This window comes from Serratia sp. OS31, assembly GCF_014164835.1.
In the GTDB taxonomy this organism is placed as follows: domain Bacteria; phylum Pseudomonadota; class Gammaproteobacteria; order Enterobacterales; family Enterobacteriaceae; genus Serratia; species Serratia liquefaciens_A.
Genome location: NZ_JACJFQ010000020.1, coordinates 38,234 through 62,665 on the forward strand (window position 1 = coordinate 38,234; position 24,432 = coordinate 62,665).

Sequence of the window (24,432 nt, forward strand, 5' to 3'; positions counted from 1 at the left end):
GTTGCTTTCCCTGACGAGACCGTTTTCCCAGAGACGAAACGCCGAATGAAAATACGCACGCGTTTTTTCATTTTGCAGCCAACGCAGTTACCCACCTAAGTATCGAACAGGTTTATTTTTTATCCACTAAGCGGCTCTTTTTTTAGCGCTTTATTGTGCGATTTGGGGTCAGATCCCATTTTCGGCCACAAAGGTGCCAATAATTTCTGCAAATTCATCAGGGTGGGAAATGAATGGTGCATGAGCTGCTTTTGCAATGATGATTGATGGCGAGTTTGGCCACTTGGCATCAAGCAGTTCTGCCACCTTACGCGGCACCAAACCGTCCAGATAACCGTAAACCCGCAACAGCGGCAACGGCAGCTTGGCCAGTGGCTGGCGCAAATCGGCCGTTCGCAGTATTTCCAGCCCGCCGTTTAATACCTCAACGCTTGGCACCGGTTGGTTAAGCACCACCGATTTCAGCAGGCGGGCATCTTGCCGCGCGCTTTCCGTTCCCAGCGTCTGCAATGCCAGAAAACGCTCTACGGTACGCTGAAAATCCTGCCCCAGCTGATGCTGGAAACCGCTCAACACCTCCGGGCGGATCCCCGGCCAGTCATCCTGAGCGGCAAAACAGGGTGATGAAGCTACGGTGATCAACCCGCTCACCCGTTGCGGCTGCAGCAATGCAATCTGGCTGGCCACCAGCCCGCCCAGCGACCAGCCCAGCCACCAGGCCTGCGCCGGCGCCGCTGCCATTACGGTTTCCGCCATCTGTTCGAGTGACATAGGGCCAAACCCCTGGCTACGGCCATAGCCCGGCAGGTCGACCAGATGCAGGCGGAAATGCGGCGTCAGTCGCTCAATCATGCAATGCCACACTTCGGCATTCAGCCCCCAGCCGTGGAGCAGCACAAGATCGCGATCGCCTTCACCTATTGTTTGCCAGTACAACGCACTCATCCGTTATTGTCCTTTCATTCTCATCCGTCAGGGAGGACGGTTATGCTATCAATCCAGAGCCGCTGTTGGCTATGCCGACAGTCGCTGCGTCTTCATGGTCAGGGGATCTGCAGCTACTGCCTGCGTCACATGCCCGCCAAACCTTTGTGCTGCCCGCGCTGCGGCCTGCCCGCCGGCGATGCCAGATTACCTTGTGGCCGCTGCCTGCAACAGCCGCCGCCCTGGCAGGCGCTGGTGTTCGTCAATGACTATGCCGCGCCGCTGCGCCAACTGATAAAAAAGTTCAAGTTTCAGCACACGCCGGAGCTGGCCCCGCTGCTGGCGCGGCTAATCCTGCTGAACTGGCAACAGGCGCATCGAGAGCAATATCTGAACAGACCCGATATCATTTTAGCGGTACCCTTGCAGGCAAAACGTTGCTGGCGGCGTGGCTATAATCAGAGCGATCTGCTGGCGCGGCCGCTGGCCCACTGGCTAGGGTGCGATTATCGCCCCGCCGCCCTGAGCCGGGTGCGTAAAACGGCCCCGCAGCTACGGCTATCGGCCCGCGCGCGGCGGCGCAATCTGCGCGGTGCGTTTCGTTGCCATGAAGCCATGACGGGCCGACACGTCGCCCTGCTGGACGATGTGGTGACGACCGGCAGCACGGTCATGGAAATCGCCAAGTTGTTGCAGCGGCAGGGAGCCGCATCGATCCAGATCTGGTGCGTTTGCCGCACGTTGTAGTGCCAGGGCAATGGGCGTATTATAACCTAGTATTAAAGTCAACTATTTGAACTAACGAGCTAATGCCATGATTCGTATAACAGATACTGCACAGGAACACTTTGCCAAACTGCTGGCAAACCAAGAGGAAGGCACCCAAATCCGCGTATTCGTGATCAACCCGGGTACGCCTACGGCCGAATGCGGTGTCTCTTATTGCCCGCCGGACGCCGTGGAAGCGACAGACACCGAGCTGAAGTTCGAAAAGCTGTCCGCCTATATCGACGAGCTGAGCAAACCGTATCTGGAAGATGCCGAAATCGACTTCGTCACCGACCAACTGGGCTCGCAGCTGACGCTGAAAGCGCCAAACGCCAAAATGCGCAAGGTAGACGACAACGCGCCGCTGATGGAACGTGTTGAATACGTGCTGCAGTCGCAGATCAACCCACAGTTGGCCGGCCACGGCGGCCGCGTGACGCTGATGGAAATCACCGATGATAGCCTGGCCATCCTGCAGTTCGGCGGCGGCTGTAACGGTTGTTCAATGGTCGACGTGACGCTGAAGGAAGGCATCGAGAAAGAGCTGCTGCAGAAGTTCCCTGAACTGAAAGGCGTGCGCGATTTGACCGAGCACCAGCGCGGCGAGCACTCTTACTACTGATCTCCTGAACCAGGGCAGCCTACCCAGGGCGGATAAAAAAATGCCGGATTAGGTTAAGCCAATCCGGCATTTTCACGATGTGCAATTACCCCACCGAGACCTTGCGCCGCCGCTTGTCCAAATCCTTCAGCAGGCGATTGACCTGCTGATCGGCAAACATCTCTTCCAGCGTTTTAGTCAGTTTACGCCGCCAGTTAGGGTACTGATCGCTGGTGCCGGGAATATTGACCGGGTCCGCCATATCCAGCCAGTCTTCCGGCTGCAGACCCAGCAAGGCGCTGGCGCTGTCGGCGACATAACGCTGCAAACCACGGTTAAGCAGCGGGCTCATATTCAACAACGCCGCCTTTTTACCCACTTTCTGCGGCACACAGCCATAGTGATGCAAGCCGTCCAGTAACCCCTGCTTGGCGCGTTCGCGATCGGCGAACAGCTCTTTCAGGATCTCCGCGTCCGGATACAGCCCCAGCTTGTTGCCAAGCTTCAGATCGCCACTTTGCCAATAACCACGCAGCGTCGGCAGGTCGTGCGTGGTGATGGTCGCCATCGCCTGAACCGGATAGGCCTGCGGGGCGCGGAAGTGGTTCTCGCCGTCGCGTTCGAAGTACAGCACCTTATAGGAATAAACGCCGCTGTCGCGCAGCTTGCCGACGATTTCCACCGGAACGGTACCGAGGTCCTCACCAATCACCATGCAGCAGTGACGTTGACTTTCCAGCGCCAGCACCGCCAGCAGATCATCTACCGGATATTTCACGTAGGCGCCGTGAACGGCGGTTTCACCGTAAGGGATCCACCATAAACGCAGTAACGCCATCACATGATCAATACGCAGCGCACCACAGCTGGTCATATTGGCGCGCAGCAGATCGATAAACGGCTGATAGCCACGAGCCGCCATCACATGCGGATCCATCGGCGGCAGCCCCCAGTTTTGCCCTAGCGGCCCAAGAATGTCCGGCGGTGCGCCAACCGAGGCTTTCAGACAATACAGATCGCGTTCGCACCAGGTTTCAGCCCCCCCTTCCGCCACGCCAACCGCCAGATCGCGATAAAGGCCAATCGGCATCTGCTGTTGCTGACTCTGGCGGAAACAGTCGGCGAACTGGCTGGCAGCCAGCCACTGCAGCCACAGGTAAAATTGCACCTGTTCTTGCTGCTGCTGACAAAATTGCTTTACCGCAGCGCTGTCACCCTGCTGATATTCTTTCGGCCAGGCCGGCCAGCCCCACAGGCTGTCATCAGCGGCCGCAAGATGAGCATGCAGCGCGTCGAATGCCGCCTGCTGATACAAACTTTCACCGCCGTCGATAACAAACTGCTCGAATGCCTGGCGCTGCTCGTCACCGGGTTTGCGCGACTGGAACAGCGGGAATGCCAGTTGCAGCGCCGCCAGCTTAAGCTGCGTCACCTTGGTGTAATCCACCCGATCGCTGCCACGGGCCTCCGCCAGCTTTTTTTGCGTTGCCGGTTTCAGCCACCATTGCTGGGCGGCTTCGTTGCGTTGGAAATCTTCCACCGCATTCACATCGATATAGATCACGTTCAGCCAGCGGCGCGATGACGGGCTGTACGGGCTGGCACTTTCCGGGTTGGCCGGATACAGCGAGTGAATCGGGTTCAGCCCGACAAAAGCGCCGCCCCGTTCACCGACCTGCTCCACCATCTGGCGCAGGTCGCCAAAGTCACCGATGCCCCAGTTGCGATCGGAGCGAAGAGTGTAAAGCTGGACGCAGGCGCCCCACAGCTTCTTGCCGGTCAACAAGGCATCCGGTTCGAAGCAGCGTTTCGGTGCCACAATCAACCGGCACTGCCACTGCTGTTCGCCCTGTGTCAGCGTCAGTTGATGGTAGCCCGTTGGCAATTCAGCCGGCAGGGTGAAGGTTTTGCGTGCGCTGGCGCGGCCTTGCTGCCGGCCGCCGTCTTCACGCAGCAGCGTCCACTGATACTCACCGCTGCCCGCCAGCGGCAATGCCACCGGCGCGCCCTGATAAAACACCTTCACCGCCGGCAGCGGCGTCACCGCAGCCTCCTGCGGTGTGGCGCTCCGGCCCATGGCGTCCAGCAGCCTGCGCTTGGTGTCCTCAGCGATCGCCTGCTGTTGACCATGGGCATTAATATAATCGGCAGCGATACCCGCCTGAGCTGCCGCCTGATCGATGACCTTGCGATCCATTCGCTCTCCTTAACGCTTGGCTTGCCAGATACGCTGCTGGTAGTCGCGGATCGAGCGATCCGAACTGAACATCCCAACGCGTGCGGTGTTAAGAATAGTACGACGCGTCCATTCATCACGGTCACGATAGAGTTCGTCTACCTGCTGTTGAGCTTTGCAGTAAGAAGCAAAGTCCGCCAGCACCAAATAAGGGTCGCCGCCCTCCAGCAGGCTGTGCAGCATCATGTCGAAAGCATGCTTGTCGCCGTTGCTGAATGCGCCGCTCGCCAATTCGTCCAAAATCGCTTTCAGGTGTTTGTCTTTCTTGCGGTAGCTGAGCGGATCGTAGCCTTTCGCCAGCAGTGCCTTCACCTGATCCACGGTGTTGCCGAAGATAAAGATGTTGTCTTCGCCCACCTGCTCGGCGATTTCCACGTTAGCGCCATCCAGCGTGCCGACGGTCAACGCACCGTTTAACGCCAGCTTCATGTTGCCGGTCCCAGAAGCTTCTTTACCGGCGGTGGAGATCTGTTCGGAGATATCCGCAGCCGGGATCATCAGCTCAGCGACGGAAACGCGGTAATCAGGAATAAACGCCACTTTCAGGCGATCCTTCACCAGCGGATCGTTGTTGATCTTCGAAGCCGCCTGGTTGATCGCATAAATGATGTTTTTCGCCAGGTAATAGCCCGGAGCCGCTTTGGCGCCAAACAGGAACACGCGCGGCACGATGTCCAACTGCGGGTTATCGCGCAGTTGGCGATACAGCGACAGGATATGCAGCAGGTTAAGGTGCTGGCGTTTGTATTCGTGCAGGCGCTTGATCTGCACGTCGAAAATCGCGTCCGGGTTCAGTTTCAATCCCATGACGTCGTGCACATAATTGGCCAATACGACTTTATTATCGCGCTTGATTTGCTGATAGCGCTGACGGAACGCCGCGTCATCGGCGAACTTCTCCAACCCTTTCAACGCGTCAAGATCGTTAGCCCACTCCACCTTCAGCGTTTCGTCGATCAGCCCAGACAGCGCCGGGTTACACTGCTTCAGCCAGCGACGCGGCGTGATGCCGTTGGTGACGTTGTGGAATTTGTTCGGCCACAGTTGGTGGTATTCCGGGAACAGATCTTTCACCACCAGATCGGAGTGCAATTGCGCCACACCGTTGACCGCAAAGCCGCTGACCACGCACAGGTTAGCCATACGAACCTGCTTGTTATGGTGCACCGCCAACTTGGCCCACACCGCGTCGTCACCCGGCCAGTGTTGGTCCACCAGCTTTTTGAAGTTGGCGTTGATCTGCTTGATGATGGAGAAGTGGCGCGGCAGCAGGCTGCGTACCAGCTTCTCATCCCAGCACTCCAGCGCTTCCGGCATCAGGGTATGGTTGGTGTAGGCGAAGGTCTTGCTGGTGATGGCCCAGGCGGCATCCCACGCCAACTGATGTTCATCCAACAGAATGCGCAGCATTTCCGGAATGGCGATGGTCGGGTGGGTGTCGTTAAGCTGGATCACTTCGTACTTCGGCAGATCTTCAATCTTGCGGCCCGCCAGATGGTGCTTACGCAGGATATCCGCCACCGAGCAGGCACACTGGAAGTATTGTTGCATCAGGCGCAGGCGCTTGCCCGCCTGGTGGTTGTCATTCGGATACAGCACCTTGGTCAGCTTGGCCGCTTCAACGCCCTGCTTCTCCGCCTGCAGGAATTTACCGTCGTTGAAATCGCCAAGATTAAATGGATGTTGATGGGTGGCCTGCCACAGACGCAGCGGTTGAGTCACGCCATTGCGGAAGCCCAACACCGGCAGATCCCAGGCCTCGCCGCGCAGGGTAAATGCCGGGCGCCACAGTTCGCGGCCATCGGCCAATTTCTCCAGTTTCCCGCCGATGCCCACATCCACCGACAGCGCGGCGTTGTGGCGGAACCACGGATAGCTTTCGCGCTGCCAGTTATCCGGCGCTTCCTGCTGCTGGCCGTCGCTAAACGACTGGCGGAACAGCCCGTATTGGTAATTCAGCCCGTAACCGGTGGCCGGTTGCTCCACCGTCGCCATCGAATCCAGGAAACAGGCCGCCAAACGCCCCAGCCCGCCATTGCCCAACGCCGGATCGGTTTCCTGCTCCAGCAGATCCGCCAGTTTGATATCCTGCTCCGCCAATGCCTGCTCGACGGTGTCATACCAGCCCAGGTTAATCAGGTTGTTGGCCGTCAGGCGACCAATCAGAAACTCCATCGAAATGTAGTTCACGTGGCGCAGCGGCTTGCTGCTTTTGCGCGGTGCAGGTTGTGCAGCCAACTGCTCGGCCAATGCCGCGCTTACCGCCTCCCACCATTGGTGCTGAGTCATCTGTTGTGCAGAACTGAGGCCAAACTTTTGCCACTGACGGGTCAGTGCCGCCAGGAAAGCATCCTTTTTAAGCGTAGGCTGGGACATAAAAAACTCTCTATCCAGTAAGTGGGTCAAATTAGCGTTATCGTGCCGGGGAGAAAGAGTGAAGGCATCATCCCGCCTGGGGATTAGCTGGGGAGGAGGATTGGGGCGTAGCTAAAATTGTGATCTCAGGCACTTTTTGACTCCCTTGCATCATGCAAAAAAGCCCACCGACGGACACAGTGAGCACTGAGAACAAGGTGAAAACTTGTTCAATGACGTTAGCACAGTTATTGCAGAGGCTACAGTCGCCTGCGCGCCCATAAATGCTTTCCTGTACCTGCGTCACTTAAGCGCGCTAAAACACCACGCTTCCACAGGGCTTTAGCTGTAAACGTAAAAAAGTGTGATCAATAGCAATATAACTCCAAGCCGATGCGGAACCTTGTTGCAATACGTTTAACGTTGTCAGAAGTTAGGAGGGGGATTAATTACGAGCCATAAAATAATTAACCCCACTCCGATCCCGGCAGGCGTCGCGATGCAATGAACGTCAACGGGCAGGCCAACGGCTACGGAAACCGCGATTTTCACTCTGGAATACTATGCTAATCCCATCAAAACTGAGCCGTCCGGTACGGCTGCAAAATACCGTGATCCGCGATCGCCTGCTGGCCAAATTAGCCAGCACGGCCAACTATCGTCTGACATTGGTCAATTGCCCTGCGGGATACGGGAAAACGACGCTGGTCGCTCAGTGGGCGGCCGGCAAATCAGATTTAGGCTGGTATTCGCTGGATGAAAGCGACAACCAGCCCGAGCGCTTCGCCAGCTACCTGATCGCCGCCTTGCAACACGCCAGCGGCGGCCACTGCGTCAAAAGCGAAGCACTGAGTCAAAAGCATCAGTACGCCAGCCTGTCGGCACTGTTCGCCCAGGTGTTTATCGAGCTTTCCGACTGGCATCAGCCACTGTATCTGGTGATTGACGACTACCACCTGATCACCAATGACGTGATTCATGAAGCCATGCGCTTTTTCCTGCGCCACCAGCCGGAAAATCTGACGCTGATCCTGTTGTCCCGCACCTTGCCGCCGTTGGGCATTGCCAACCTGCGCGTGCGTGACCAACTTCTGGAGATGGGCACGCAGCAGCTGGCGTTTACCCATCAAGAAGCCAAACAGTTCTTCGACTGTCGCCTGACGGCCCCCATGGAACAGCATGACAGCAGCCGGCTGTGCGATGAGGTCGAAGGTTGGGCCACCGCACTGCAGCTCATTGCGTTATCCGCCCGTCAGTCCACCTCTTCCGCCCAGCAGTCGGCCAAACGCCTGGCGGGCCTTAATGCCAGTCACCTGTCGGATTATCTGGTGGACGAAGTGTTGGATCACGTCGATGCCGAGGCGCGCGCCTTCCTGCTGCGTTGTTCGGTGCTGCGTTCCATGAACGATGCGCTGATCGTCCGCCTGACCGGCGAAGACAACGGCCAGCAACGGCTGGAAGAGCTGGAGCGTCAGGGCTTGTTTATCCACCGCATGGACGACAGCGGCGAGTGGTTCTGTTTCCACCCGTTGTTCGCCACCTTCCTGCGTCAGCGTTGCCAATGGGAATTGGCGCTGGAGCTGCCGGGCCTGCACCGGGCCGCCGCCGAAGGCTGGCTGGCGCTGGGGTATCCGGCGGAGGCAATCCACCACGCGCTGGCGGCCAGCGACGTCAGCATGCTACGCGATATTCTGTTGCAGCACGCCTGGTCGCTGTTCCACCACAGTGAGCTGGCCCTGCTGGAAGAGTGTCTGAACGCACTTCCCTACGAAAAGCTGATCCAAAACCCCAAGCTTGCACTGCTGCAAGCCTGGCTGGCGCAGAGCCAGCACCGCTATATCGAAGTGAACACCCTGCTGGAGCGCGCCGAGCAGGCGATGCGCGAGCATAAAATTGACGTCGATCGCACCCTGCATGCCGAATTCGATGCCCTGCGCGCGCAGGTGGCCATCAACGCCGGCAAACCGGAAGAGGCCGAACGCCTGGCCACCGAAGCGCTGAAATTCCTGCCGCTTTCCAGCTATTACAGCCGCATCGTCGCCACCTCGGTCACCGGCGAAGTCCATCACTGCAAGGGCGAGCTGGCTCGCGCACTGCCGATGATGCAGCAGACCGAGCAGATGGCGCGACGCCATCAGGCATACCACTACGCGCTTTGGGCGCTGCTGCAGCAGAGCGAAATTCTGATTGCCCAAGGGTTCCTGCAGGCCGCCTACGAAACGCAGGACAAAGCTTTTGAGCTGGTGCGCGAACAGCATCTGGAACAGCTGCCGATGCACGAGTTCTTGCTGCGTATCCGTTCACAAATTCTGTGGTCCTGGTCGCGACTGGACGAAGCGGAAGACGCCGCCCGCGAAGGCCTGAAAATCCTGGCCAACTACCAGCCCCAACAGCAGTTGCAGTGCATTGCCATGTTGGCCAAGTGCTCGCTGGCGCGTGGCGATCTGGATAACGCCAATGCGCATATGCAACGTTGCGAAGTCCTGCTGCACGGCTCTCAATACCACCGCGACTGGCTGACCAATGCCGACAAACCGCGGGTGATCCACTGGCAGATGACCGGCGACACCGCAGCCGCGGCCCAATGGCTGCGCCAGACCGAAAAACCCGGCATGGCGGACAACCACTTTATGCAGGGCCAGTGGCGCAACATTGCCCGGGTGCAGATCATGCTGGGCCAGTATGAAGAGGCCGAAGTGGTGCTCGATGAGCTCAACGACAATGCCCGCCGCCTGCGCCTGGTTAGCGATCTGAACCGTAACCTGTTGCTCAGCAACCAGCTTTACTGGCAGATGGAGCGTAAAAGCGACGCGCAAAAAGTTCTGATGGAGGCGCTTTCACTGGCCAGCCGCACCGGATTTATCAGCCATTTCGTCATTGAAGGCGAAGCGATGGCGCAGCAACTGCGCCAATTGATTCAGCTTAATACGCTGCCGGAGTTGGAAAATCATCGCGCTCAACGTATTCTGCGCGATATCAACCAGCATCATCGGCATAAGTTCGCGCATTTTGACGAGAACTTCGTCGATAAGCTGCTAACTCACCCTCAGGTACCGGAACTGATCCGCACCAGTCCGCTGACGCAGCGCGAATGGCAGGTACTGGGGCTGATTTATTCCGGCTACAGCAACGACCAAATCGCCGGCGAACTGGACGTGGCAGCCACCACCATCAAAACCCATATCCGCAACCTGTACCAAAAGTTGGGCGTAGCCCACCGCCAGGAAGCGGTACAGCAGGCGCAACAACTGCTGAAGATGATGGGGTACGGCGCCTGACGAATACAGAAAGGACTAATCGATTATGGAAGATGTCATTATAGACAACGCTAAACCATCAGATGCGGGAGAGGTCGTCAGGCTTATCGCGCTGGCGGATAAAGATGCGGTACTGGCCCTGTCTGGCAAAGACGATATCAACGAAGCCCTTTTTCAGTACGAAGTGAACTTCGGCCGCCATGATGTGTATTTTGGCTATAAAAATGTCTTCGTGGCTCGGGACAAGGAAAAAATCCTTGGCTGTATCCTCTATTTCAAAGGGGAAGACGAGTCAGGGTTCACGGCCATAACAGAGCATCGAGCTGAAATGGAAAATGAATCAGATCCCGATGAAATATATATCGATTCCCTGGCCGTCCTGCCGGAGTGCAGAGGACGAGGGATAGCAAAATCTCTGATTAACCGTGTCGTTGAGGAAGCCGGGCGGCAAGGGCTCAATAAAGTCGGCCTTCTGGCCGATACCAAAAAGCCCCACCTGAAAGCCCTGTACCAAAAGCTAGGGTTCAATGTGACGGCGGAGATAGAGCTGCTCAACGATCGCTACGAAAAGATGACGGTCGCAACGGGCGCGTAATCAGTCAGGAAAAGGGGTCGCTTCTCCGATAGTGTTCCGTATGCCAGCAACATAACTCGCGTGATAAACCACAGTCTTCATCTGGTCTTAATTGCTACGAAATTGATTACAATGGCGGCATATTCTTATTACGAGGCAGTTGGCAGTTATGGAACAGTTTGAAGCGATCAACGTTGAGCAGGCGCACAGCCGTTGGAAAGACGACAGCGCCGCGCTGGTCGACATCCGCGATCCCCAGAGTTTTGAAGCCGGGCACACGCCAGGCGCCTTCCACCTGACCAACGCCAGCCTGCAAACCTTCATGCAGCAAAACGACTTTGATCGTCCGGTGATGGTGATGTGCTACCACGGCAACAGCAGCCGCAGCGCGGCGCAATACCTGCTGCATCAGGGGTTTGACGCGGTGTACAGCATCGACGGCGGCTTTGAGGCCTGGGCTCGCCAGTATCCTCAGGACGTTGAAACCTCCGCATAATCCTCCCCCCGCCGTCTCGGCGGGTTCCTTTTTCGCGCTTTTAGTGAGTGTTTTTGCGGGTTTTTCACAGATCTGCTGCCTGCGCTCAGGATTTCGACGGTATAATCGGCCGTCAACGCCATCGGGGCAAACCGGCGGCTAAAATCATTCACTTAGACGGAAAAGCCATGGTTAGAGTAATCGCCGTATCCAACCCCCGCCTGGCGCAGGCCTTTGTCGACTATATGGCGACACAGGGCATCGAGCTACGGGTGCACAACAGCGGCGAAGCGGCAGAGATCTGGCTGGCTGACGACAGCCATCTGGAGCAGGTACAACATGAGCTGCAGCAGTTTCTGATCGATCCACTCAACAGCCGCTACCGGGCCGCCAGTTGGCAGGCCGGCAAGACCGACGCCGAGCTGCACTACCAGGGCTATTCTTATCTGCAAACCTTGCGCAGCAAGGCCGGCCCGCTGACGCTGAGCGTGATGGCGCTGTGCATTGTGGTCTATATCCTGATGCAGATACTGGGCGACGACGCGGTAATGTACTGGCTGTCCTGGCCGCAGAACAGCGAGCAGTACACGCAACTGTGGCGCTGGGTCAGCCATGCTTTCCTGCATTTCTCGCTGCTGCACATCACCTTTAACCTGATGTGGTGGTGGTATCTCGGCGGCCCGATGGAAAAACGCCTCGGCGCCGGCAAGCTGTTCGTGCTGGCGGTGGTCTCGGCCTTTTTCAGCGGTTGGGCGCAGTCGCTGTTCAGCGGTGCCTTGTTCGGTGGTCTGTCCGGCGTGGTCTATGCGCTGATGGGTTACTGCTGGCTTAGCGGCGAACGTGCGCCGGAACGCGGTCTGATGCTGCCACGCGGCCTGATGGTGTTTTCGGTGCTGTGGCTGGTGGCCGGATATTTCGATATTTTAGGAATGTCGATCGCTAACGCGGCACACGTAGCCGGTTTAGTGTTAGGGTTATTGATGGCATTTTGGGACACGCGTCATCGCGCGCACAACGAACAATAACAGCCAGGTACAAGCCGGGCGTTTTAGGGGATTACCGTGAAGCAAACACAGCGTCATGACGCAATTATCGAGCTGGTGCGCCTGCAGGGGTATGTCAGCACGGAAGAACTGGTCGAACATTTTGACGTCAGCCCGCAAACGATTCGCCGTGATTTGAATGACCTGGCCGATCAGAACAAAATCCAACGCCACCACGGTGGGGCCGCGCTGCCCTCCAGCTCGGTGAATGCCGCGTATAACGATCGTAAAGTGATGTGGTCGGAACAGAAAGCGCGTATTGCCCAACGCGTCGCCAGCCAGATCCCGGACGGCGCCACGCTGTTTATCGACATCGGCACCACGCCGGAAGCGGTCGCTCATGCGCTGATGAACCACAAGAACCTGCGCGTGGTGACCAATAACCTGAACGTCGCCACCCTGCTGACCGCCAAAGAAGATTTCCGCCTGATCCTGGCCGGTGGCGAAGTGCGCACCCGCGACGGCGGCATCATGGGCGAGGCCACGCTGGACTTTATCTCCCAGTTCCGTCTCGATTACGGCATTCTGGGTATCAGCGGCATCGATATGGACGGCTCGCTGCTCGAATTCGACTATCACGAAGTGCGCACCAAACGCGCAATTATCGAAAACTCGCGCTGCGTCATGCTGGTGACCGACCACTCCAAATTCGGCCGCAATGCGATGGTCAACCTTGGTAACATGAACCTGATCGACTATCTGTTTACCGACCAGCTGCCACCGCCAAGCGTGATGAAAATCATCGAGCAGTACGACGTACAACTCGAACTGTGCTAAGCCCTTTCCGCCACGTTTAACCCTGCGGTACCGCTTTTCAGCGCCATTACGCCCGCCGTTTTCTCCGGGGTTCAGCCTGCTGGCCCCGGTCATTCCCAATCGAAATACCCCCTCTTTTTGTATAACTACTATCATCAAACTGTTACCTCTATCACGCCTAAATGTTTTTGTTTGGTTAAGTCTTGGCTTGTTTGTTGGTTTTTGATTACAATCATGAGCGAAAACGAACATGAAAGAGCTATTTCGAACATCTGGAGGAAGTTGACGTGGAAACCAAAGACTTGATCGTTATCGGTGGCGGCATCAACGGTGCCGGCATCGCGGCGGATGCTGCCGGGCGCGGCCTGTCCGTACTGCTGCTGGAAGCGCAAGACTTGGCCTGTGCTACGTCTTCCGCCAGTTCCAAACTGATCCACGGTGGCCTGCGCTACCTGGAACACTATGAATTCCGTTTGGTCAGCGAAGCGCTGGCAGAACGTGAAGTGCTGCTGAAACTGGCACCGCACATTGCCTTCCCAATGCGCTTTCGCCTGCCGCACCAGCCGCACCTGCGTCCGGCCTGGATGATCCGTATCGGCCTGTTCCTGTACGATCACCTGGGCAAACGCACCAGCCTGCCGGGCAGCAAGGGTTTGCGCTTTGGACCAGAATCGGTGCTGAAGCCTGAATTGAAGCGCGGTTTCGAATATTCCGACTGCTGGGTTGACGATGCTCGCCTGGTGGTGTTGAACGCCCAGGAAGTGGAAAAACGCGGTGGCGAAGTTCGCACTCGTACCAAGGTCACCCGTGCATGGCGTGAGAATGGCCTGTGGATGGTTGAAGCGGTCGATGTCGACAGCGGCAAAACCTTTACCTGGCGTGCCAAGGGCCTGGTGAACGCCACTGGCCCATGGGTGAAGCACTTCTTCGACGACGGCCTGAAACTGAAATCGCCTTACGGTATCCGCCTGATCAAAGGCAGCCACATCGTGGTGCCGCGCGTACACGATCAGCCGCAGTCCTATATTCTGCAGAACGAAGACCACCGTATCGTGTTCGTGATCCCATGGAATGACGAGTTCTCCATCATCGGTACCACCGACGTGGAATACCACGGCGATCCGAAAGACGTGAAGATTGACGATAACGAAATCAACTACCTGCTGAAAGTGTATAACGATCACTTTAAGAAACAGCTGGGCCGTGACGATATCGTCTGGACTTACTCCGGCGTGCGCCCACTGTGCGACGACGAATCGGACTCACCGCAGGCGGTCACCCGCGACTACACGCTGGACGTGCATGACGAACAGGGCAAAGCGCCGCTGCTGTCGGTGTTCGGCGGTAAGCTGACCACCTATCGCAAGCTGGCTGAGCATGCGATGGAAAAACTGGCACACTACTACCCTGGCTGCGGCCCGGCGTGGACCAAAAACGGTTCGCTGCCAGGCGGTGACATCGGTGGCGATCGCGACAGCTACGCCGCAAAACTGCGCCGCGAGCACAGCTGGTTGCCTGAAGCACTGGCGCGTCGCTTTGCTCGCACCTACGGCAGCCACAGTGAGCTGATCCTGGCCGGTGCCAACAGCCTCAACGATCTGGGCGAAGATTTCGGTCACGGCCTGCATGAAGCCGAGCTGCGCTACCTGATCGAAAAAGAGTGGGTGGTAGAGCTGGATGATGCTATCTGGCGCCGCACCAAGTTGGGCATGTGGTTGGACGAAGCGCAGCAGGCACGAGTCAAAGCCTGGCTGGCGGAACACGCGAAAGCGAAAACGCTGTCTCTGGCATCGTAAGACGCCAAACGTAAAAAGGGCCGGATATCCGGCCCTTTTGCATTAAAGCTTGATGGGTTTGATGTGCCAGATTTCGTCCGCATACTCCTGAATGGTGCGGTCGGAAGAGAAGTAGCCCATATTGGCGATATTCAACACCGCCCGACGCGTCCAGTCGTCCTGATTGCGATACACCTCATCCACCTTGTCCTGCGTATCCACATAGCTGCGGTAATCTGCCAGCAACTGGTAGTGATCGCCCAGGTTTACCAGGGAATCAAACAGGTTGCTGTAGCGCTTGGGCTCCTCAGGGCTGTAAACGCCGGTGGCGATCTGGGTCAGCGCCTGATGCAGCTCGGGATCCTGCTCATAGTACAGATGCGGGTTGTAGCCATTGCGGCGCAGCTCCTCGACCTGTTCGGCCGTATTGCCGAAGATAAAGATGTTCTCCGCCCCTACGTGCTCCAGCATTTCAACGTTGGCGCCATCCAGCGTGCCGATGGTCAGCGCACCGTTAAGCGCGAACTTCATATTACTGGTGCCGGATGCCTCGGTACCTGCCAGCGAGATCTGTTCGGACAGGTCCGCCGCCGGAATAATCATTTGCGCCAGGCTGACGCTGTAGTTTGGAATGAACACCACTTTCAGTTGCGTATGCACTCGCGGATCGTTGTTGATCACCTTGGCGACGTCGTTGATCAGGCGGATGATTTGCTTGGCGGCGTAATAGGCCGAAGCCGCCTTGCCGGCAAAGATCACCACGCGCGGTACACGCTCGGTTTCCGGATCTTGCAACAGACGGTTATACAGCGTGATCACGTGCAGTACGTTGAGCAATTGCCGTTTGTACTCGTGGATACGTTTAATCTGCACGTCAAACAGCGCGTCCGGGTTGACCACCACATTCAACGTTTTGGCGATGTAGGTCGCCAGTCGCTCCTTGTTCTGCCGTTTGGCGCTTTGCACCGCCTTCAGGAAGCTGGGGTAATCGATATTGGCCTTGATCTCGCTCAGTTGGCTGAGATCGGTACGCCAGGTCTGACCGATGCTGTCATCCAGCACGTCAGACAGCGGTCGGTTAGCCAGCCCCAGCCAGCGCCGTGGGGTGACGCCGTTGGTTTTATTGCAGAAGCGATTAGGGAAAATACGGGCGAAATCGGCAAACAGCGATTGCACCATCAGTTCGGAGTGCAGCGCCGAAACGCCGTTAACCTTGTGGCTCGCCACCACCGCCAGCCACGCCATACGCACACGACGACCATTGGTTTCATCAATGATCGACACCCGCGCCAGCAACTCATTGTCGCCCGGCGCCACTTCCTGCACCTGTTTGAGGAAGTGATCGTTAATCTCGAAAATCAGCTGCAGGTGACGCGGCAGGATCCGGCCAATCATGTCCAGCGGCCAGGTTTCCAGCGCTTCGCTCATCAACGTGTGGTTGGTGTAAGAAAACACCTGCTCGACCACCGCCCAGGCATCCAGCCAGCTGAACTTATGTTCGTCGATTAGCCGGTGCATCAGCTCAGGGATAGACAACACCGGGTGGGTATCATTGAGGTGAATAGCAATCTTGTCTGCCAGGTTGTCGAAGCTTTTATGCATCGTCCAATGGCGGTTGAGGATATCCTGCACCGTGGCCGATACCAGGAAATACTCCTGCCGCAGGCGAAGCTCACGCCCTGAATACGTCGAGTCATCGGGATAGAGCACGCGTGATACGTTTTCAGAATGGTTTTTATCCTCAACCGCCGCAAAGTAATCGCCCTGATTGAATTTACCCAGGTTGATTTCATTACTGGCCTGCGCGCTCCACAGCCGCAGCGTATTGGTGGCGTCGGTATCAAAACCGGGGATCACCTGATCGTAAGCGGTAGCGATGATCTCTTCGGTTTCCACCCAACGCGCCTTGGCGCCTTCCTGCTGGATCCGTCCGCCAAAGCGTACCTTATAGCGGGTGTTATGACGCGGGAACTCCCACGGATTACCGTATTCCAGCCAATAGTCCGGTGACTCCATCTGCTGGCCGTTAACGATATTCTGTTTGAACATGCCGTATTCGTAACGAATGCCGTAGCCCCGACCCGGCAGCGCCAGCGTCGCCAGCGAATCCAGGAAGCAGGCGGCCAATCGGCCCAGCCCGCCGTTGCCCAGCCCGGGATCGTTCTCCTCCTCCAGCAGTTCGCCCAGGCTCAGCCCCATCTCATTCAACGCGTCGTCGATATCCTGATAAATCCCCATCGACAGCAAGGCGTTGGACAGCGTCCGGCCAATCAGAAACTCCATCGACAGGTAATAAACCTGGCGCACATCCTGCGAAAGTTGCGCACGGTTAGAGCGTAACCAGCGCTCCACCATACGGTCGCGCACCGCAAACAGCACGGCGTTCAACCAGTCATGCTGGTTGGCGATAGCCGGATCCTTGCCGACGATAAACATTAACTTATAGGCGATGGAGTGTTTCAGCGCTTCAACACTGACCGTGGGTGAGGTGTAACTAATCGGTGAAGTCATAGCTTTTCGATCCCCTGAAGGGGGCGCATATATTCGCCCGGAATAGATGCGCCCCACTGAACTCGGGCGCCGCATGTTGCGCCCCTACAACCTACAATAGCGGGTGTCGCTGCACGTCATGACGTCTACAACAAACGCTGATAAAGCGACAGGTATTCTTTTGCCGCGACCTGCCAGCCAAAATCCACGCTCATGGCGTGGCGCTGGACGTGACGCCAATGCTTCGGCCTGCTCCACAGCACCATGGCGCGCCGAATGGCGTTGCCCAGTGCGGTGGCGTCACAATCATCAAACACAAATCCGCTGGCGCTGCCGTCGGCCAGATTCTCCAACGCGCAGTCCACCACCGTGTCCGCCAGCCCCCCGGTGCGGCGCACCAGCGGCAGCGTGCCGTATTTCAGGCCATAGAGTTGGGTCAGCCCGCAGGGTTCAAAGCGGCTCGGCACCATGATCACATCGGCCCCGCCGATGATCCGGTGCGAGAAGGCTTCGTGGTAACCAATCTGTACGCCAACCTGCTCCGGATAGTCGGCGGCAGCGGCGAGGAACGCCTGTTGCAGCACCGCATCGCCGGCCCCCAGCAGCGCCAGTTGGCCCCCCTGCTCCAGCAGCGCCGGCAGGGCTTCCAGCACCAGATCCAGCCCTTTCTGGCTGGTCAGACGGCTCACTACCGCAAACACCGGCAGCGACTCGTCCACCTTCAGGCCCATGGCTTTTTGCAGGTGCAGCTTGTTCTTGACCTTGTTCTTCAGATCGTCAGCGTCGTAACGGGCGGTCAGACGCGGATCGTGGGACGGGTCCCAAATTTTGTCATCTACGCCGTTAAGAATGCCGCTCAAGCGCCCCTGATGCTGGCGCTCCTGCAGCAGCCCCTCCATGCCATAGCCAAACTCCGGCCGGGTAATTTCCCGCGCGTAGGTCGGGCTGACGGCGGTGATATGGTCGGCGTAGTACAAACCCGCCTTCAGGAATGACATCTGGCCGTAAAACTCCAGGCCATAGACGTTGTAGAACGAAGGCGGTAACCACAGCTCTGCCACGTGATGGGCGGAGAATAGCCCCTGATAGGCCAGGTTGTGCACGGTGAAAATGGATCGCGCCGGATGGCCATTGGCGGCCAGATAGGCGCAAGCCAGCCCCGCATGCCAGTCATGGGCATGCACTACCTGCGGACGCCAGTACCGATCCAACCCCTTGGCCAGCTCGCAGGCCATCCAGCCCAGCAGGGCAAAGCGCCGGTGGTTGTCGGAATAGGCATTCATTGATTGGTCGTGATACGGGCTGCCCGGCCGCTCGTACAGCCAGGGGGCATCAATCAGGTAAATGCCCACGCCGTGGTAGGTGCCGTAACGCAAGCCGACCCGACCGGCAAAAGAATCGATTTCTGCCACCAGCACGGAATCCGGTATGCCGTTGCGCACGTCAGGAAAAGCGGGCAATAACACCCGAACATCGCCGCCCTCGGCGATCTGAGCCGCGGGTAATGCGCCAACCACGTCTGCGAGCCCCCCGGTTTTCAACAGGGGGAACATTTCAGAACATACGTGTAAAACCTGCATTATCACTCCTGAGAATCGGCAAAATTACTCTGGAAAAGCAGGCTTGCCGCTGTTGTTAACCCCGCGTTGTGCAAGCCATCAGTCCGTTTATATGGCGGCAGGCTATCGTTCTGCCGACTACCTTAACTCACAACTTTGACAACATTTCGCGCGTCACCAGCACAATGCCACCTTCCGAGCGATAAAAGCGTTTGCTGTCCTCGTCGGCGTTTTCGCCAATCACCATCCCCTCGGGAATATGGCAGGCACGGTCGATAATGCAGCGCCGCAGCCGGCAGGAACGGCCGACGTTAACGTCCGGCAGCAATACGGTAGAGTCGATGGTGCAGAACGAGTTCACCCGCACCCGCGGGAATAGCACCGAATGCACCACCACCGAACCGGAGACGATGCAACCGCCGGACACCAGCGAGTTCATGGTCATGCCGTGGCTGCCGGAGCGATCCTGCACAAACTTGGCCGGCGGCAGCGGTTCCATGTGGGTGCGGATCGGCCAGGCGCGGTCATACATATCCAGCTCCGGCGTTACCGAAGCCAGATCGAGGTTGGCGCGCCAGTAGGCCTCCAGCGTACCCACATCGCGCCAATACGGTGGCAGATCGGGGTTAGAGGTCACGCAGGACAGCGTGAACGGGTGCGCCCAAGCCGCTTTCTGGGCAGTGATTTTCGGGATCAGATCCTTACCGAAATCGTGGGTGGAGCCCGGCGTCGACATGTCCTCCTCCAGCAGTTGGAACAGGTAGTCGGCGTTAAAGATGTAGATCCCCATGCTGGCCAGCGACATATCCGGATTGCCCGGCATCGGCGGCGGGTTGCTGGGCTTTTCCAGGAATTCGAGGATCAGATCGTTTTCGTCCACTTCCATCACGCCGAACTCGCTGGCTTCCTCACGGGGTACCGGCAAGCAGGCGACGGTGCATTGCGCGCCCTTTTCCACGTGGTCGATCAGCATGCGCGAGTAATCCATCTTGTAGATGTGATCGCCCGCCAGGATCACCACATATTCGGCGTCGTAACGGCGAATGATATCCAGGTTCTGGTACACCGCATCCGCCGTGCCCTTGTACCAGTGCTCGGTACTGAGGCGTTGCTGGGCTGGCAACAGGTCAACAAACTCGTTCATCTCTTCGTTGAGGAACGACCAACCGCGCTGGATATGCTGCACCAGAGTATGGGACTGGTATTGGGTGATCACGCCGATGCGGCGGATCCCCGAGTTCAGACAGTTCGACAGGGCAAAATCGATAATGCGGAATTTACCGCCAAAGTGGACGGCCGGCTTGGCCCGGGTTGAGGTTAAATCTTTCAAACGCGAACCGCGGCCACCGGCCAGGATCAGGGCGACGGACTTAATCGGCAGTTGGCGTGCCAACATCAGGGGGTCTTTATTTTCAAACCTAACCATAGCTGACTCCTTTTATTTTTTCTTTACCAGCACGCAAATCGAGTGCGCAGCCTGGTGCCAGGCGGGTAAAACCGCCCGTGAATCTTCCTGAGTAAAGGGGGCGACAAGCTGCCAATCGCCGACGGGCAACGTCATCTCCACCGCCTGCTGCGTGGCATTCACCACCACCAGCCAACGTTGCGACAGACAGATCTGCAACCGCAGTTCACCCTGCTCCCACTCTTGCGCGTCGAGGGGTTGCCCCTGCGCGTTCAGCCACTGCACGCTGCCGTCACCCTCCTGCCACCAGCGGTCTTGCTGCAAGGCAGGGATTTGTTGGCGCAAACGGATCAGTGCGGCGGTGTAATCGGTGAGAGCGTCATCTGCCGTGGCCCAATCGAGCCAGGTGATAGCGTTGTCCTGACAATAGGCATTGTTGTTGCCCTGCTGGCTGTGTCCATGCTCGTCGCCGGCCAGCAGCATCGGCGTCCCCTGGGACAGCAACAACGTAGCGAGCAGCGCTCGCCGGCTGGCCCTGCGGCGTTGCAAAATGGCATCGTCGGCAATCGGGCCTTCAACACCGTGGTTATTGCTAAAGTTACGGTCGCTGCCGTCACGGTTACCTTCACCGTTCAGTTGGTTGTGCTTGCGGTTAAAACTGACCAAGTCCTGCAGAGTGAACCCGTCATGAGCGGTCAGCATGTTGATGCTGGCGTAAGGCGCACGCCCGCGTTGGTTAAACCAATCGCTGGAAGCGGCGAAACGTTGGGCGAACTGGCCCAGCGATACGCCGTCCTGCAGCCAGAAACGACGGATATCGTCCCGATAATGGTCGTTCCACTCGGCGAATCGCCCCGGGAATTGGCCCACCTGGTAACCGCCGGGGCCAATATCCCACGGCTCGGCAATCAGCTTGCAGCGCGACAGCAGGTCGTCTGCCAGCATGGCCTGGAAAAGCGGCGCATCGCGGTCGAATGCGGGCGTACGGCCGAGCACGCTGCCCAGATCGAAGCGAAAGCCGTCAACATGACACTCGCCAACCCAAAAACGCAAACAGTCCATCACCCAGGCAACACCCTGTGGTTGATCCAACCGCAGGGTGTTGCCGCAGCCGGTATCGTTCACATAATCACCGTCGGGGGTAAGCCAGTAATAGCCTGGGTTATCGATACCGCGTAGCGACAGCGTCGGCCCGTCGACGTCCAGTTCGGCGCTGTGGTTGAACACCACGTCGAGGATCACTTCAATGCCGGCTTTATGCAGCGCCTTCACCGCATCGCGAAACTCGCGCAGCGGCGTCGTATCCGTGCGCAGGCTGGAATAACGGTTATCCGGCGCATAGGGCGCCAGCACGTTATAGCCCCAGTAATTAATCAATCCGAGCCGCTGCAGACGCGGTTCAGAACTGTGCTGCTGCACCGGCAACAACTCCAGCGCAGTGATGCCGAGCCGCTTGAAATAGGCGATCATCACCGGATGGCCGAGCGCGGCGAAGCTGCCACGCAGCACCGGCGGGATCTCCGGGTGCTGCAAGGTCAGGCCGCGGACATGCGCTTCGTAGATCACCGTTTTGCCCCAGGGCGTAGCCGGCGGGCGGTCATCCTGCCAATCATAGGCTTCATCAATCACCACGCACTTGGGCATCAGTTCGGCGCTGTCATGCTGATCCGGCCGGTCATAGCCGCCATGCAGGTAAGGGTCATCCGCCACCGGTCCCTCCACCGCACGCGCAGCGGGATCCAACAGCAGTTTGTTGGGGTTAAAACGCAGCCCCCGAGCAGGATCAAACGGACCATGCACGCGAAAACCGTAACGCTGCCCTGGTTTACCGCCCGGCAAGTAGCCGTGCCAGATATCACCGCTGCGTGCCGTCAACGGCAGCCGAACCTCCTGCTGCTGTTCGTCAAACAGGCACAGCTCCACCCCCGTGGCTCGGGCGGAATACAGGCTAAAGTTGATGCCGTTACCGTCATAGTGCGCCCCAAGAGGCGCGGCGATGCCGGGCGTCAGCTCAGTCATTGCGCCTCCCGCAACAGGTAGATGGTCGCCAATGGCGGTACGGTCACGCTAATCGAATGCTCGCGGCCGTGATTGCCTATCGGTTCGGACACTACGCGGCCCTGATTGCCGGTATTGCTGCCGTGATAATGATGCGAGTCGGTATTGAGAATTTCCCGGTATTCGCCGGCACGCGAAATGCCGATGCGATAATGATGGCGCGGTACCGGAGTGAAATTGCTGACGGCAATCAGCTCATTCCCTTGGGAGTCGTAACGGGCAAAGGCAAAGACCGAGTTGTCGTGGTCGTCCACCACCAACCACTCAAAGCCGTCAGGGCGGTAGTCGCGTTCATACAACGGCGCCTGCTGTTGATAGCAATGGTTGAGATCGCGCACCAGCCGCTGTACGCCGTGGTGCCAGCCGTCCAGCCCTTCCAGCAGGTGCCAGTCAAGGCTGCTGTCGAAGTTCCATTCGCGCCCTTGGGCAAACTCGCAGCCCATAAACAGCAGCTTCTTGCCCGGATGCGCCCACATAAAGCCGTAGTAGGCGCGCAGGTTAGCGAACTTCTGCCAGGCATCGCCGGGCATGCGATCGAGCACCGATTTTTTGCCGTGCACCACTTCGTCATGGGAAATCGGCAGCACAAAGTTCTCGGTGTAGGCGTACAGCATGCCGAAAGTCATCTGATTGTGATGATATTTACGGTGCACCGGATCACATTGCATGTAGTTAAGCGTGTCGTGCATCCACCCCAGGTTCCATTTGTAGTGGAACCCCAGGCCGTTGGATTCCGGCGGCAGCGTCACCCCAGGGTAATCGGTAGACTCTTCCGCCAGCGTCACCGCGCCGGGGCGCTCCTTGCCGACGGTCTGGTTGGTGTAACGCAGGAAGGCGATGGCCTCCAGATTCTCATTGCCGCCGTAGTAATTCGGCACCCATTCGCCGTCGGCGCGGCTGTAGTCACGGTAGATCATCGAGGCTACCGCATCGACGCGCAGCGCATCTATACCGTAACGTTCCAGCCAGTAAAGGGCATTGCCCGCCAGATAATTACGCACCTCATTGCGGCCATAGTTATAGATCAGGGTATTCCAGTCCTGATGGAAACCTTCGCGCGGATCGGCATATTCATACAGGGCGGTGCCGTCGAAGTTCGCCAGGCCATAGGCGTCGCTGGGAAAATGCCCCGGCACCCAGTCGAGGATCACATTGATACCGGCCCGGTGCGCCGCAGCCACAAACGCCTTAAAGTCGGCCGGAGTGCCGAAACGTCGGGTCGGGGCATACAGCCCTAGCGGCTGATAGCCCCAACTGCCGTCAAACGGGTGCTCGTTAATCGGCAGCAGCTCGATATGGGTGAATCCCATATCCTTGACGTAATCAATCAGCTGCACGGCCAATTCGCCATAGCTGAGCCAGAAATTATCGTCGGTGTGGCGGCGCCAAGAGCCAAGATGCACTTCGTAGATAGAAATCGGTCGGTCAAAACCATTGGCCCGCTGACGTTGCGGGGTGTTTTCTACCACCTCAGGCAACGGAGTGACCAACGACGCGGTGTCCGGTCGCATCTGCGCTTCGAATGCGTAAGGATCGGCTTTGAGTTGGGTATTGCCGTAGCAGTCGATGATTTCATATTTGTACAACTGCCCGGCCTTCACGCCCGGCAGAAACAGCTCCCAAATGCCGTTTTCACGGCGCAGGCGCATCGGATGGCGGCGTCCATCCCAAAAGTTGAACTCCCCCACCACCGAGACTCGCTGGGCGTTGGGTGCCCAAACGGCAAAAGTGACGCCTTCGACATCATCGAGCGTGGCGAGATGAGCGCCCAACCGCTCATAAGGACGCAAATGGGTACCTTCAGCCAACAGCCAACTGTCGATATCCTGCAGCAGGGTGCCGAAACGGTAGGGATCGTCGACGATCTGTTGGTGATCGTGCCAGCGCACATCAAACTGATAGCGGAACGGCGTTTTACGGCGCGGCACCGTGGCGCTGAAAAAACCGCGTACATCATCGCAGTTCAACTGCACCAGTCGGCGACCGGTTTGCTGATCCCGCAGCCAGACTTCGCTGGCGTCAGGCAACAGCGCACGCACCTGCAGGCCGTTATCAACCGCATGCATGCCAAGCAGGGAAAAAGGATCGGCAGAGTTGCCGGAGAAAAGCTGATCAATCACGTCACGATCGGGAAGTACAGGCATAGTCTTCTTCCT

16 protein-coding genes are annotated in these 24,432 nt (G+C 57.9%); 8 read left to right on the forward strand and 8 right to left on the reverse strand.

All coding sequences use genetic code 11. From position 1 onward, the window contains the following. Nucleotides 1-168: 168 nt before the first annotated feature. Nucleotides 169-945, reverse strand: coding sequence for a pimeloyl-ACP methyl ester esterase BioH (gene bioH / locus H5P17_RS16800; RefSeq protein WP_182824124.1), 777 nt, complete (start codon nt 943-945; stop codon nt 169-171). A gap of 42 nt (nt 946-987) precedes the next feature. On the opposite strand from bioH, the gene gntX reads away from it, so the two are divergent. Together gntX and nfuA are read left to right on the forward strand one after the other, a co-directional pair. Beyond that, nucleotides 988-1,671 (forward strand): DNA utilization protein GntX, encoded by a 684-nt coding sequence (gene gntX / locus H5P17_RS16805; RefSeq protein ID WP_182824126.1) that lies wholly within the window; start codon nt 988-990, stop codon nt 1,669-1,671. Between the two features lie 67 nt (nt 1,672-1,738). Continuing rightward, nucleotides 1,739-2,314, forward strand: a complete 576-nt coding sequence (gene nfuA, locus H5P17_RS16810; protein ID WP_006328556.1) for a Fe-S biogenesis protein NfuA — start codon at nt 1,739-1,741, stop codon at nt 2,312-2,314. Between the two features lie 85 nt (nt 2,315-2,399). On the opposite strand, the gene malQ is transcribed toward nfuA, so the two are convergent. After that, the gene (malQ, locus tag H5P17_RS16815; RefSeq protein ID WP_182824128.1) at nt 2,400-4,490 is read right to left on the reverse strand and encodes a 4-alpha-glucanotransferase; all 2,091 of its coding nucleotides are present in this window, start codon (nt 4,488-4,490) and stop codon (nt 2,400-2,402) included. Nucleotides 4,491-4,499: 9 nt separating this feature from the next. Further along, nucleotides 4,500-6,905 (reverse strand): maltodextrin phosphorylase, encoded by a 2,406-nt coding sequence (malP, locus tag H5P17_RS16820; protein ID WP_182824130.1) that lies wholly within the window; start codon nt 6,903-6,905, stop codon nt 4,500-4,502. Between the two features lie 542 nt (nt 6,906-7,447). On the opposite strand from malP, the gene malT reads away from it, so the two are divergent. The 6 genes from malT to glpD all read left to right on the forward strand — a co-directional run bounded on the left by malT (nt 7,448) and on the right by glpD (nt 14,785). Next, nucleotides 7,448-10,162: an HTH-type transcriptional regulator MalT gene (malT, locus tag H5P17_RS16825; RefSeq protein ID WP_044554796.1), complete on the forward strand. Its 2,715-nt coding sequence runs from the start codon at nt 7,448-7,450 to the stop codon at nt 10,160-10,162. 25 nt (nt 10,163-10,187) lie between these two features. Next, nucleotides 10,188-10,736 carry a GNAT family N-acetyltransferase gene (locus H5P17_RS16830; RefSeq protein ID WP_182824132.1) on the forward strand — a complete coding sequence of 183 codons (549 nt, stop codon included), beginning with the start codon at nt 10,188-10,190 and terminating at the stop codon, nt 10,734-10,736. A gap of 148 nt (nt 10,737-10,884) precedes the next feature. After that, a complete protein-coding gene (gene glpE / locus H5P17_RS16835; RefSeq protein ID WP_020837374.1) occupies nt 10,885-11,211 on the forward strand; it encodes a thiosulfate sulfurtransferase GlpE in 327 nt (108 codons plus the stop codon). A gap of 167 nt (nt 11,212-11,378) precedes the next feature. Beyond that, nucleotides 11,379-12,215: a rhomboid family intramembrane serine protease GlpG gene (gene glpG, locus H5P17_RS16840; protein WP_115060745.1), complete on the forward strand. Its 837-nt coding sequence runs from the start codon at nt 11,379-11,381 to the stop codon at nt 12,213-12,215. Between the two features lie 36 nt (nt 12,216-12,251). Next, complete coding sequence (locus H5P17_RS16845; RefSeq protein WP_020837378.1) at nt 12,252-13,010, forward strand: DeoR/GlpR family transcriptional regulator; 759 nt, start codon at nt 12,252-12,254, stop codon at nt 13,008-13,010. 266 nt (nt 13,011-13,276) lie between these two features. Then, nucleotides 13,277-14,785, forward strand: a complete 1,509-nt coding sequence (glpD, locus tag H5P17_RS16850; protein ID WP_044554799.1) for a glycerol-3-phosphate dehydrogenase — start codon at nt 13,277-13,279, stop codon at nt 14,783-14,785. A gap of 42 nt (nt 14,786-14,827) precedes the next feature. On the opposite strand, the gene glgP is transcribed toward glpD, so the two are convergent. From glgP to glgB, 5 genes are all read right to left on the reverse strand, one after another. After that, entirely contained in the window at nt 14,828-17,275 is a 2,448-nt protein-coding gene (gene glgP, locus H5P17_RS16855; RefSeq protein ID WP_044554800.1) for a glycogen phosphorylase, read from the reverse strand. A gap of 125 nt (nt 17,276-17,400) precedes the next feature. After that, nucleotides 17,401-18,834, reverse strand: a complete 1,434-nt coding sequence (gene glgA, locus H5P17_RS16860; protein ID WP_044554801.1) for a glycogen synthase GlgA — start codon at nt 18,832-18,834, stop codon at nt 17,401-17,403. 127 nt (nt 18,835-18,961) lie between these two features. Then, a complete protein-coding gene (glgC, locus tag H5P17_RS16865) occupies nt 18,962-20,239 on the reverse strand; it encodes a glucose-1-phosphate adenylyltransferase (RefSeq protein WP_020837383.1) in 1,278 nt (425 codons plus the stop codon). A gap of 12 nt (nt 20,240-20,251) precedes the next feature. Beyond that, entirely contained in the window at nt 20,252-22,237 is a 1,986-nt protein-coding gene (glgX, locus tag H5P17_RS16870; RefSeq protein WP_182824134.1) for a glycogen debranching protein GlgX, read from the reverse strand. Beyond that, complete coding sequence (gene glgB, locus H5P17_RS16875) at nt 22,234-24,420, reverse strand: 1,4-alpha-glucan branching protein GlgB (protein ID WP_182824136.1); 2,187 nt, start codon at nt 24,418-24,420, stop codon at nt 22,234-22,236. The genes glgX and glgB overlap by 4 nt, the downstream gene beginning before the upstream one ends. Between the last annotated feature and the right edge of the window lie 12 nt (nt 24,421-24,432).